The 13,086-nt window shown below is 57.3% G+C and carries 8 protein-coding genes; 5 read left to right on the top strand and 3 right to left on the bottom strand.

Annotated features, from left to right (window positions below):
* Nucleotides 1-368 precede the first annotated feature (368 nt).
* Nucleotides 369-668, top strand: a complete 300-nt coding sequence (locus CFN46_RS14980) for a hypothetical protein (protein ID WP_141103672.1) — start codon at nucleotides 369-371, stop codon at nucleotides 666-668.
* 83 nt (nucleotides 669-751) lie between these two features.
* Here the strand turns inward: CFN46_RS14980 and CFN46_RS14985 are convergent, their stop codons facing one another.
* Nucleotides 752-1,600, bottom strand: a complete 849-nt coding sequence (locus CFN46_RS14985; RefSeq protein ID WP_024953191.1) for an acyl-CoA thioesterase II — start codon at nucleotides 1,598-1,600, stop codon at nucleotides 752-754.
* A gap of 77 nt (nucleotides 1,601-1,677) precedes the next feature.
* Between CFN46_RS14985 and tadA the strand changes: the two genes are divergently transcribed.
* Nucleotides 1,678-2,247: a tRNA adenosine(34) deaminase TadA gene (gene tadA, locus CFN46_RS14990; protein ID WP_254918514.1), complete on the top strand. Its 570-nt coding sequence runs from the start codon at nucleotides 1,678-1,680 to the stop codon at nucleotides 2,245-2,247.
* A gap of 55 nt (nucleotides 2,248-2,302) precedes the next feature.
* Here tadA and CFN46_RS14995 read toward each other — a convergent pair whose 3' ends face one another.
* Both CFN46_RS14995 and mltF read right to left on the bottom strand, forming a co-directional pair.
* Entirely contained in the window at nucleotides 2,303-4,258 is a 1,956-nt protein-coding gene (locus CFN46_RS14995; protein ID WP_088743995.1) for a GGDEF domain-containing protein, read from the bottom strand.
* Nucleotides 4,259-4,334: 76 nt separating this feature from the next.
* The gene (gene mltF / locus CFN46_RS15000) at nucleotides 4,335-5,828 is read right to left on the bottom strand and encodes a membrane-bound lytic murein transglycosylase MltF (protein ID WP_088743996.1); all 1,494 of its coding nucleotides are present in this window, start codon (nucleotides 5,826-5,828) and stop codon (nucleotides 4,335-4,337) included.
* 183 nt (nucleotides 5,829-6,011) lie between these two features.
* On the opposite strand from mltF, the gene purL reads away from it, so the two are divergent.
* The 3 genes from purL (at nucleotide 6,012) to CFN46_RS15015 (ending at nucleotide 12,955) form a co-directional block, all read left to right on the top strand.
* Entirely contained in the window at nucleotides 6,012-9,926 is a 3,915-nt protein-coding gene (gene purL / locus CFN46_RS15005; protein ID WP_088744062.1) for a phosphoribosylformylglycinamidine synthase, read from the top strand.
* A gap of 374 nt (nucleotides 9,927-10,300) precedes the next feature.
* A complete protein-coding gene (locus CFN46_RS15010) occupies nucleotides 10,301-11,947 on the top strand; it encodes an FMN-binding glutamate synthase family protein (RefSeq protein WP_217897842.1) in 1,647 nt (548 codons plus the stop codon).
* A gap of 183 nt (nucleotides 11,948-12,130) precedes the next feature.
* Nucleotides 12,131-12,955 carry a crotonase/enoyl-CoA hydratase family protein gene (locus CFN46_RS15015; RefSeq protein ID WP_088743997.1) on the top strand — a complete coding sequence of 275 codons (825 nt, stop codon included), beginning with the start codon at nucleotides 12,131-12,133 and terminating at the stop codon, nucleotides 12,953-12,955.
* The last annotated feature ends 131 nt before the right edge of the window (nucleotides 12,956-13,086 follow it).

Below are 13,086 nucleotides of genomic sequence, written 5' to 3' on the forward strand. Positions count from 1 at the left end.
GCCGATGGTAGTGTGGAGTTTCTCCATGCGAGAGTAGGTCATCGTCAGGCACCTATACTGAACCGCCCCTGTAGCCTTGCTGCAGGGGCGGTTCTCTTTGTGCGCAGGAACACGCCAGACCGAGCAAGAGTACTGAACGCGAGTGCACCTGAATGCTTTCGTGATACACCGCCCCTGTCGCCACTGCGATAGGGCGGTTTGCGTTCTAGTGTTTATGGCAGAGAAAGATATAGCGTATTGATGATTGGCAGTGACCATTTCGTGAAAGCGTCACACGGCAAGAGAGGATACCTTCTAAGGAGGGAGCCCATGGTGGAAGGGTGTAGTGTTATAACGAGCAATAGTGAAGAGGCGCAAGGAGGCGTGAGGTGACATTCTTGGTAAAAGCTCGGCAGGTGGATTCAATGAATCATCAGATCTTACTGCCAATCATGCTGGTCGGTATTCTATCATTGAGTCTATTGCTGTCTGAGCAGGCTATGGCTGGTGATCGCGAGGCACAGGTTGCACGATGCCAGGTTATCAAGAACAAGATTCAACACTATACTGCGATGCGGCGCGGAGGCGGCTCTTCAAGCGAGATGCGAGGATGGCAATCTCGTCGTAATGACTATAAACAGAAATATCGTGATCAAAATTGCACGCGAGTCCGTACAGCGCTGAAATGATGCCGTGTTGAGGAACAACGGCCCTCCTGTGGAGTTACTCCAGGAGGGCCGTTTGTGGTCTCGTTCTATCGTTACAAAGTCTTTCAGGGCGTTTGGCGCAGTCGTGTCAGGCCTTCCTGGGCGCTGGAGGCAACCAACTCCCCTTGTCTGTTATAAATGCTGCCGCGGGCAAAGCTGCGTGCTCCGCCTGCCCAAGGGCTATCCATCTCGTAAAGCAGCCAGTCATTGACGCGGACATCACGATGGAACCACAGAGAATGATCGAGACTTGCCATCTGAAGCTCAGGGGAGCCGAAGCGTACGCCGTGCCCGCCCAGTCCTGTTGCCAGCAGATTGAAGTCAGAGCTGTAGGTCAGTAGATAACGATGTAGTGCATTATCTTCCGGCAGCTCTCCTGCCAGTCGAAACCACAGTCGCTGACGCGGAGGGGCTACCTGTCCTTCGACGGTTACTGAAGATTCCGGTGGTTTGAGGCGGAGAAATTCTATGGGATGGCCATCGTAGCGCTCAATCTTTGCCCCTTGCTCAATCAGTTGCTCGGGACTTTCTCCCACTGGCATGGCTTGCTGATGCTCAAACCCTTCTTCTCGGCCATGGAAGGAGGCGCTGCAAAAGAAGATGGTCTTGCCGTTCTGGATGGCACTGATGCGACGGGTCGTGAAGCTGCCACCATCGCGGACATTATCTACTTGATAGACAACGGGCTTGCTGGCATCTCCCGGGCGCAGGAAGTAGCCATGTAGCGAATGCACTTGGCGCTCGACCGGTACGGTGTGGGTTGCGGCTGATAATGCCTGCCCCAGTACCTGCCCGCCAAACAATTGAGGAAAGCCAAGATCCTGACTATGGCCACGGAAGAGGTTCTCCTCCAGAGTCTCCAGACCCAATAGTGTAACCAATGCCTCAAGAGGCGAAGCAGCAGTGCGGGTCATGTATGCATCCTTTTACGGTGAATCGGGTAGATGATTGTCTGCAGGGTGATGTGGATAGAGGCGCAAGGGAGAACCTGATGGCGCAAGTCGTTATCATGGCTCCTGCAAGCATGACCTCAGGATACCGGAGAATAGTGGTGGACGACGAGTTGGCAGTCATACAGCCAGTGCCCACAGGCGCGCGTAACGATCATTACTACATGCATCGAGCACTGGATCAGGCTCGCCTGGCTTTTGAAGCAGGCGAAGTTCCGGTTGGTGCCGTGGTGGTAGATCCACAAGGTGAGATCATTGGGAGTGGCTATAACGCCGTGTTGAGCACTCCAGATCCGACAGCGCATGCAGAGGTGCAGGCTTTACGCGCTGCAGCTGCCCATATTGGCAATTATCGATTGGATGGCTGCACGCTGTATGTGACGCTCGAGCCTTGCATGATGTGTAGTGGCGCTCTGATTCATGCTCGGCTTATGCGAATAGTCTACGGCGCAGCTGAGCCGAAGACAGGTATGGTTGAGTCCAAAGCCAATCTGTTCGCACAGCCTTGGCATAACCATCATGTTCAAGTGGAAGGTGGCTTGCTGGCAGTGCAGGCAAAGCGTCTATTGAAGCAGTTCTTCGCTGAGCGTCGTGCCGCCTCGTCGGAGTGATCGCGGTGGCAGGCTTTCTGTGAGAAGGGCGATTGATGAGACGTAGGTTTGGTAATCAGGCCGCGACCTGCACCTGATTGCGACCACTGGACTTGGCGCGGTATAGGGCTTCATCTGCTGCTTGTAAAAGTGCCTCAAGTCTCAAGGGAGCCCGCGCTACACAGGCCATACCAACCGATACTGTCACTACGCTATCGGTTGCGGGCTGTGGCAGGCCGGCGCCCTGAACGGCACGCCTCAATTCTTCCGCAAGTGTCCGCCCTACTGCGCGAGGGCACTCCGGTATGCACACCACGAATTCCTCACCACCGAAGCGCGCCAGAATACCGCCAGCGGCTTCTACCGGTGCACGTGAGACAGCTGCTATTTTCTGTAGATAGCGATCGCCTTCCAGATGGCCCAGCTTGTCATTTATCGATTTGAAGAAGTCGATATCCAGAATCATGACTGTTAGTGGCATCTTGCCACTGAAGCTTTGCACCTGCTCCAGGAAATAGCGTCGATTTGGCAGCTGGGTTAGCTCGTCATGACGAGCCAGCCATTGGATCTCCTTCTGCAGGCGTTCCCTGCGCACCATCTCTTCCTTGAGCGCATCATTGGCGTTCTTGACGATGCCGTGTTCCTGAGAAACGCGCCGATACATGTAGATGACGAGGAATAGCAGGTAGGCCAGCATGATGCCCGTCAGTAACGTCACTTCCGGGAGTCTGCCTCGGCTTGCTGCGAGGTACTGTTGTGTTGGCTGTAGACCGAGTGTCAGATCGGTTGCCGGCAGCTCAATGGGTATTCTGTGCCCCCAAGGTGCCAGTCGGCTTTCCGGACCAACGTGGATATAAATACTGCCGCGCTCTGATAGGGTGATCGCGAATGCCTCATTACGTGCCGAATTCAATGCTTTATCGAGTAGTGGTTCCAGGTTGACCACCATGGCAATGGCACCAAGTATGCTGCCATCACGAGTGTTACGTACCGGCAGGTAAGAGACCATTCCCTTGCCCCCCTGTAGCAGATCAATAATGCCGGTATGTCCCTCGATACCTAACTCTAGAGGATTACGCAGAGGAGTATCTGGTTGCGTATCAAAAAGGCGTATGCCGAGGACATCATGATTTCCGGCTTTATCAGGGAAGACTCGTGTGACCACACTGTCGGGATCGATGAAGGCAATATTCTGGAAGTAATCGAAATCCTTGTAATAACTTCTCGCCAAGCGTTGCCACTCCCCCCCGGTAGGAGTTTGGCCCATTAGACTCCAGAAGCCGGCAAAGCGACGCATGGCATTGAGTTGGTCATTTATCTCTCGCGACAGCTGAGTCGCAATCTTGTCTCCCAGTACATAGGTTGCTTGATTGATACGATTGTTTTCATCTTGGCTTTGCTGTTGCCATGCCAACAGGCAAATAAACGTGAGCATGGTGGAGATGATCAAAGGCAGGACGTTGCGTCGCCACATTTGAGTCAGTGCAGGTAGCAGATCAGCCCACTGGGCTAATAATAGTAAGCCAATGAAGGAAAGGAGTGTGATTCGCTCAAAGCCAGCGAGGGACATGCTAGCCACAGATAGACTAGGATCAGCGGCAATCGCGAATATCATTAGCAACGAGATTTGGGCCAACTGAATGGCTGATCCCAGACCCAGGCGTAGGCGGAGAAGCGCTGAGCAGTTCAGTCCGAGACATGCTAACAGCATCAATATCGGTGGGCGGATATTGGCAATGTGCCAATCACCCGGCAAGGAAGCCAGCAGCGCTCCCCAGTGATCAACGCCCACCCAGCTTTCCGGCAGCAGGAAGGTACAAGTGATCAGTAGATTGATTAGCAGCGAGAGGCCCAAAAACAGCTGACTCAGAAGCAGGTTGCGCCAGTGCCATGCAGCTTGCCCTGCCGCCTGCAGCGTTAGCATTAACAACAGCAATGCATTGGCCTCATGCCCTGCATGAGGCCACAAGCCCAACAAGGCGATGCCAAGGGCGAGCAGACTGAGGAACATCAAGATGAGTCTACGTGTCATTCCCTGTCCTTAGAGGCTCTTGATGCGTTGCGTATCATCCTGAGCACCGTAGATCTAATGCCCCGCTTTCTGTTTGTCAGAGAATCGGGGGGATCGTATCGAAGGGGTTCTCGTCCCCCTGATTATCCGTACTTTGTCGCTCATCCAGCTGATAAAACTGCTGCTGGCTACGGTAAACATAATTCAGTATTTCATAATATCTACGAATGTTACGTACATAGATGACGGGTTCTCCACCACGAGCATACCCATAACGCACCTTCTGGTACCACTCGCGATTCTGCAGTAGCGGCAGGGCTTCGCGTACATCCTTCCAGCGATTCTGATCACCACCTTTCATCTTCACGATACGCCTGGCGTCATACAGATGTCCTAGGCCGACATTATAAGCAGCCATCGTCATCCAGGTGCGGTCTGGCTCCTTTATCGCCTCGGGTAGCCGGCCCTTTATACTCACAAGATAGCGTGATCCGCCATCGATGCTCTGAACGGGGTCCAAACGGTTGGCTACATTCATTTCACGAGCAGTGGCATTCGTCAGCATCATCAGGCCTCGTACTCCAGTAGGAGAGGTCGCACGAGGTTTCCAATGTGACTCCTGGTACCCGAGGGCAGCCAGTAGCTTCCAGTCGATTCCAGTATCTCGTGCTGCCTGTTTGAAAGTATCGATATAGCGGGGTAAGCGATCGCGCGCCTGACGAATGAAGGTGCGTGCCCCCACATACTCTAGATAATCATCGTGGCCAAAGTAACGCTCCACCAACTTATCAAGCGTGCCGTCCTGACTGCGCGTCTCGAGAAAATCATTCGCCGCCGTCAGCAATGAAATATCGCCATGAGCAGGAAATGCCCACGCCAGTGTCAGCGGGTCGCCCAGGCTGAAGCCGTTTTCCACATTGGGGAAGAACAGACGATTGAGTTTGAACTGATGGGCATAGACAACAGCGGCATCAAGACTGCCATCCTCAATGCGCTGAAGGAGGTCCGCCACTTCCAATTCGCTGGTTTCTTGCCAACTGAGCTCAGGAGTTTCCTGTTGTAGCTCGCGCAGAATCAGACTGGTACCGGCACCCTTGATTGCGCCGATGCGTTTGCCTATCAGATCTTTTAGTTGCTTGGGAGGTGTCATTCCACGGCGGTAGACCACCATCGCTTGTAGCTCGAGAATGGGGCGTGAGAAACGCAGGTCCTGCTCGGAAAGATCCAGCGGCAGGGTGGCAGCAGCGAAGTCAGCCTGGCCGCTTTGCACACTTTTCGTGAGGCTCTGAATGTTGTGTTCTGCGTCCATCGACAAGCTGACGCCGAGATGGTCGGCGAAATCACGTGCCAGCTCGTATTCAAACCCGGTAGGACCTTGGCGGCCTCGATAATAGGTCGTGGGCGTATTACGGGTAACCACCTGTAGAAAATCGCGCGCACGAATCTCATCAAGTGTGGTGGGCAGATTAATCAGAGTACGCTCGGGCATGAGCAGGATCAGCGCTGCTACCGTGACGAGGGTGAGCCAGCGTGCATGGCGCAGCAGTTGCCGCACAAGCTTTATGAGAGGGGAGAGCGAGGTCTTGAGCATGCGTCAGCATCATTCGCGGCAGGGCTTCCACCATACCGGCAGCTCAGCACACTGTCATCCAACGGATATCATACGTGAAAGGCGGACGGGCTTCGTTCACGCTCGCCTTTCACGTATGATATGCGCTTGCTGCCGCCGCTCGGCGGTTGTCCGTTCACGCTGCTTCAGAGGCTTTCCCTGACCATGCTCGAACTGCGAGGCGCGCCTGCCCTTTCCGCCTTCCGTCACTCCCGTTTACTAGCTGTGTTACGCGAGCTAGTGCCGGAGGTGGAATCCCTTCATGCCGAGTACCTGCACCTGGCCGAGGTCGATGGTGAACTGAGCAGTATCGATCGGACAACGCTGGAGCGCCTGCTGGATTACGGCCCCAGCCGTGAGGAGAGTGCTTTGGAAGGCCATCTCTTCCTCGTCATTCCCCGCCTCGGCACGCTGTCTCCGTGGTCTTCCAAGGCCACCGATATCGCCGCCAACTGCGGTCTCCCGCAAGTGCGCCGCCTTGAGCGTGGCATTGCCTACCGTATCAAGCTCGCGTCTCCGCTCAGCGAAGAGCTATTCGCGACGCTTGCCTCGCAGTTGCATGACCGCATGACCGAGACCGTGCTGACGCGCACTCAGGATGCGGCGCGCCTCTTCCAGCATCAGCCTCCCGGCAAGCTGGCTCACGTCGATATTCTCGGCGGCGGGCGCGATGCACTGGCCAAGGCCAACGATGTTCTGGGCCTGGCGCTGGCAGAAGACGAGATCGACTATCTGGTAGAGGCGTTCAAGAATCTGGGACGCAATCCGGCCGATATCGAGTTGATGATGTTTGCTCAGGCCAATTCCGAGCATTGCCGTCACAAGATCTTCAATGCTGACTGGACCATCGACGGTGAAGCGCAGACGCATTCACTGTTCAAGATGATCAAGAACACCTATCAGCATCACCCGGATGGCGTGCTTTCGGCCTATAGCGACAACGCGGCGGTCATGTCTGGCCTGACAGCTGGGCGTTACTTCCCGGTCGGTGAAGACCACGTCTACACCTATCACCAGGAACCGATCAACATCCTGATGAAGGTCGAGACGCACAACCACCCGACGGCCATTGCGCCGTATCCGGGTGCGGCGACCGGTGCCGGTGGCGAGATTCGTGATGAAGGTGCGACCGGCGTCGGTTCCAAGCCGAAAGCAGGCCTGACCGGTTTCAGCGTCTCCAATCTGCGCATTCCGGGCTTCGAACAGCCGTGGGAGCAGGATTACGGCAAGCCGGAGCGTATCAAGACGGCCTACGACATCATGCTTGAAGGACCGATCGGTGGTGCCGCCTTCAACAACGAATTTGGTCGTCCCAACCTCAATGGCTACTTCCGTACCTATGAGCAGGATGCCTTCGGCGCCGGTGGTATCGAGCGTCGCGGCTATCACAAGCCGATCATGCTCGCCGGCGGTTACGGCAACATTCGTAGCCAGCACGTCGAGAAGGGTGATATCCCGGTGGGCGCCAAGCTGATCGTGATGGGCGGCCCTGCGATGCTGATCGGCCTCGGGGGCGGTGCCGCTTCCTCCATGGCTTCCGGCAGCTCCAGCGAAGATCTCGATTTTGCCTCCGTGCAGCGTGACAACGCCGAGATGGAGCGTCGTGTTCAGGAAGTCATCGACCGTTGCTGGGCACTGGATGACAACAATCCGATCTGCTTCATCCACGATGTGGGCGCGGGCGGTCTCTCCAACGCGCTGCCGGAGCTGGTCAAGGACGGTGGACGTGGCGGTCTGTTCGATCTGCGTGCCGTGCCGAGTGCTGAATCCAGCATGAGTCCGCTGGAAATCTGGTGCAACGAGTCTCAGGAACGTTACGTATTGGCGGTGGCGCCGGAAAATCTCGCCACCTTCGAAGCGCTGTGCGAGCGTGAGCGCTGCCTGTATGCCGTCGTCGGCGAAGCACTGGAAGAACACGAACTGATCGTCGAGGATGGCCACTTCAATACGCGTCCGGTCGATTTGCCGATGGATGTGCTGTTCGGCAAGGCACCCAAGATGTCACGCAGCTTCGAGCGTCAGTCGTTGGAACTGCCGGCGCTGGGGCTGGATAACCTCGATCTGCGCGAAGCGATGACACGCGTACTGCAGCTGCCGACCGTGGCCTCCAAGAAATTCCTGATCACCATCGGTGATCGCTCGATCACTGGCATGGTCGCCCGCGATCAGATGGTCGGCCCGTGGCAGGTGCCTGTGGCTGACTGCGCTGTCACCACCAGCTCGCTGGACAGTCACGTCGGCGAAGCCATGGCCATGGGAGAGCGCACGCCAGTTGCATTGATCTCGCCGGCGGCCTCTGCGCGTCTGGCGGTGGCCGAGGTCATCACCAATCTCGCGGCTGCCCCGATTGCCAAGCTCTCTGACGTCAAGCTCTCGGCCAACTGGATGAGCGCGGCTGACCACGTCGGTGAGAATCAGGCGTTGTTTGATGCCGTACATGCTGTCGGCATGGAACTGTGCCCAGCATTGGATCTGACCATCCCGGTCGGCAAGGACTCCATGTCCATGCGTACCGCGTGGCAGGATGAAAACGGCGAAGACAAGTCCATCACCTCGCCGCTGTCGTTGGTGATGACAGGCTTCGCGCCGGTGACGGATGCTCTGCGGACGCTGACCCCGCAGTTGCGTCGTACTCTGGGTGATGAAGTGCTGGAGACGGATCTGATCCTGATCGATCTTGGCCACGGTGCTCACCGTCTCGGTGGTTCTGCATTGGCTCAGGTCTATGGTCAGGTAGGTAATGAAGCGCCGGACCTGGCGCATCCAGAAGATCTCAAGGCCTTCTTCGATGCCATCCAGCGTCTCAATGCCGATGGCAAGCTGCTGGCCTATCACGATCGCAGTGATGGCGGTCTGCTGACCACGCTGATGGAAATGTCCTTTGCGGGTCGTGTCGGTCTCGACATCAACCTCGATTGGACGGCTGCCGAACCGGGCCAGGCCACAGGTGCGCTGTTCGCTGAAGAGTTGGGTGCTGTGGTTCAGGTGCGTCGTGAGCACACTGAAGCCATCCTTGCCGAGCTCAAGGCTGCTGGCCTTGCACACAGTGGCGTGATCGCCACGCCGCGCGGCGATGAGCAGATCAACATCACGCTGCTGGGTCAGACGCTGCTCTCCACCACGCGTGCCAGCGCCGAGCGCCTGTGGGCCGAGACCAGCTATCGCATGCAGGCCGCGCGTGACAACGCCGATTGCGCCAAGAGCGAATTCGAGTCCATCAACGACGTGCGTGATCCGGGCCTGTCGGCTCAGATCACCTTCGACGTCAACGACGATATCACTGCGCCGTATCTGAACCTTGGCGCACGTCCGCGCATGGCGATTCTGCGTGAGCAGGGTGTCAATGGTCAGCTTGAAATGGCAGCGGCATTTGATCGTGCCGGCTTCGAGTCAGTCGATGTCCATATGAGCGACATCCTCTCCGGTCGTGTGGATCTGGAGACGATGCGCGGTCTGGTCGCCTGCGGTGGCTTCTCCTACGGTGACGTACTTGGCGCTGGTGGTGGCTGGGCGAAATCGGTGCTGTTCAACGCCCGTGCCCGCGAGCAGTTCGAGCGCTTCTTCACGCGTGATGACAGCTTCGCACTGGGTGTCTGCAACGGTTGCCAGATGCTCTCCCAGCTCAAGGAGCTGATACCGGGTGCCGAGGCATGGCCGCGGTTCGTGCGTAACAAATCTGAGCAGTTTGAAGCACGTGTGGCGATGGTCGAAGTCGAGAAGAGTGCCTCATTGTTCCTCTCCGGCATGGAAGGCTCGCGTCTGCCGATCGCCATCGCGCATGGTGAAGGACGTGCCGAGTTCCGCGATAGCGCTCACCTGCGCAAGATGCAGGGCAGTGGTCAGGTCGCATTGCGCTACGTGGACAATTACGGCCAGACCACCACGCGCTATCCGGCCAATCCGAACGGTTCGCCATCCGGTATCACCGGCCTCACCACTGACGACGGGCGTGTCACCATCATGATGCCGCACCCTGAGCGGGTGGCGCGTGCCGTCACCAACTCATGGCGCCCGGATGACTGGACGCAAGACGGTGCCTGGTTACGCATGTTCCGCAATGCACGTCGCTGGGTCGATTGATCTCGCACGTGATCATGCAGGTCTGATGACGGCATGAAGAACGCCCTCATGGTTGATTCCATGGGGGCGTTCTGCGTCATGATGCTGACGATCTTGCCGTACGGCCGGAAGTCGGTACCGAGAGTTCAACGCCATGTTCTGCGCATGGTGGAGACAGGTGCCTTGTCATGATGCAGTCTGATGCATATGGATGCCCCTGTATCGCATGGCTGGTCCCCATGACTGGCTTTCCCGATGATGGCGCCTCCAGATGTGGCAACGCGTCCATTGCAGGTCTTCTGGCGTATCACCACACACAACACCTCAATCGCAGCCCTGACATTGCTGCCTTACCGCTGCCCTGATATTGCAGCTCGCTGGCAAAGGAAAGTTTGATGAAATTGAAATGGTCGCTGTTACCGCGCTATAGCGTATTTGGCCTCTGTATTCTCGGTCTGATCGTGGGTCTGCCACTGGCACTGATGACGGCTTGGATGTGGCCCTTCACGCTGCTAATGGCATTTCTGGTGGCCGTCGGCATCAATGATCTTCAGCAGGCGGACTACGCGGTGCGTCGCAACTATCCGGTCATCGGCAACATGCGCTATCTGTTCAAGGCGCTACGTCCGGAGATGCGTCAGTACCTGTTCGAATCGGATACCGATCAGCTGCCGTTCTCCCACAAGCAGCGCGAGTTGGTCTATGCGCGCGGTCGCCAGCGCAATTCCTCCCAGCCCTTCGGAACACTGCTCGATGTCTACTCCGACAGCTATGAGTTCATCGGCCACTCCATGCAGACTTCCGACGTGCCGGACACGAAGGGCTTCCGTCTGACTATCGGCAACGCCCAATGTGCCCAGCCGTACAGTAGCTCACTGTTCAATATCTCGGCGATGAGCTTCGGTTCGCTGAGTGCCAATGCCATTCGTGCGCTCAACAAGGGCGCGATGCTGGGTGGCTTTGCTCACGACACTGGCGAAGGCAGCATCAGTCCTTATCACCGTGAGTTCGGGGGGGATTTGATCTGGGAGCTGGGTAGCGGCTATTTCGGTTGTCGTAACGAGAAGGGCGGCTTTGATGCCGAGAAGTTCTCCCGTCAGGCGGCCAATGCACAGGTCAAGATGATCGAGATCAAGCTCAGTCAGGGCGCCAAGCCGGGTCATGGTGGTGTATTGCCTGCCAGCAAGATCAGCGAAGAGATTGCCGAGACGCGTGGCATTCCGATGGGAGAGGACTGTATTTCACCCGCGAGCCACAGTGCTTTCTGCACGCCCCTCGAGTTGCTGGAATTCATCAATCAGCTTCGTGAACTTTCCGGTGGCAAGCCGGTGGGTTTCAAGATGTGTCTTGGTCAGCCATGGGAATTCATGGCCATCGTCAAGGCGATGTGTGAAACGGGGATCGTGCCCGACTTCATCGTGGTGGATGGCAGCGAAGGGGGGACGGGTGCTGCGCCGACAGAGTTCACCGACCACCTCGGGACCCCGTTGCGTGAAGGGTTGCTGTTCGTGCACAACTCGCTGGTAGGGGCTGGCTTGCGTGACGAGGTACGCATCGGGGTCAGCGGCAAGATCATCAGTGCCTTCGATATCGCCTGTGTGCTGGCGCTGGGCGCAGACTGGGTCAATGCGGCGCGTGGCTACATGTTCGCCCTCGGTTGTATCCAGTCGTTGAGCTGCCACACCAACAAGTGCCCAACCGGGATTGCCACTCAGGATGATCTGCGTCAGAAGTCGTTGGTGGTTGAGGACAAGGCCGATCAGGTCCGTCACTTCCATCACAACACGCTGGATGCGCTGGCGGAAATTCTCTCGGCGGCTGGTCTCTCCACGCCTTGGCAGATAACGCCGGACCATCTGGTGCACCGTGTCTCGGAGAATGAAGTCCGCCTGTTCTCACACCTTCATCCTTTCTTGACGCCTGGCGCCTTGCTCAGTGATGCGGATGACTATCCCTTCTATCGTCGTGTCTGGGCCATGGCGCAGGCGGAAAGCTTCCAGCCACGCTCGTTGGCGGAGGTCTCTGGCGCCAAGCGCGAATAGTCTGATCTGCGACCAAACGACCGTTTTATAATTCGTCACGGGCGGCCACACTGATCCTGAGATTGCGGTATCTGCCAAGTACGCTGGCAAATACCTCATGTCGACAAGGGGCGGAGTGGCCGCCCGTATTGCTTTTTGATCAATATCTGATCGTCGCTTTGTTCGCTATTCGAGGAGACCGCCATGAGTGAAGCCCCCAGCAGTTCCGATTCGCGTCGCGTGACCGTCGAGATCTGCGAACATGTCGCCGATGTGCGTTTCAATCGTCCTGACAAGCATAACGGTCTGGATTGGCAGATGATCGAGGCCATATTGGGCGTGCAGGCCGAGCTGAAAGTACGCGTCGAGGAGGGCAGTCTGCGTGCCATCGTGCTGTCGGGAGAAGGTGCCAGCTTCTGTGCCGGGCTCGACATGGCGGCCATCATGGGTGATGCCGTGCGCGTGCCGCAATTGCTGGTCGCGGGTGCCAATGGCTGTACGTCGACGCGCAATACCGTGCAGCAACTGTCGCTGGGCTGGCGAGATAGCGGTGTGCCGGTCATCGCTGCCGTGCAGGGCAATGTCTTCGGCGGTGGGCTGCAGATCGCGCTTGGGGCGGATATTCGCTTGTGTGACCCTGAAGCACGTCTTGCCATTCTCGAGATCGACTGGGGCATCATCCCCGACATGGGTATCAGCGTCACTGCGCGCGGCGTGCGCAGTGACTGGCTGCATGAATTGAGCTGGAGTGGCCGCAAGGTCGGCGCGCGCGAGGCGTGTGAAGCGGGGCTGGTCACGCGCATTGTCTCCAATCCGCGTGAGGAGGCATTGGCGCTTGCACGTCAGGTTGCGGGTCGCTCTCCCAATGCCATTCGTGCCATCACCCAACTCTACTCGGAGGCGCTGATGGCCTCGGAAGCTGACGCACTGGCGCTCGAGGCCAGGCTGCAGTCGGGACTGCTGGGCAAGGCAGAACACATGGAGTGCGTCACGGCCAAGCTGGAAGGGCGCACGCCTCACTTTTTATAGCGCGCGTCATGGTGTGTGTGGGTTTTCTTGTGCTGGCCTTTGTCAGCAGATCAGGTTGCCCACACCCCTGTCTTTGCGGCCATCGCGGAGGATCAGGATAATGGGCACGCTTTCTCCCCAGTCTTGATCCG

This window comes from Cobetia sp. QF-1 (genome assembly GCF_002213105.1).
Classification (GTDB): domain Bacteria; phylum Pseudomonadota; class Gammaproteobacteria; order Pseudomonadales; family Halomonadaceae; genus Cobetia; species Cobetia crustatorum.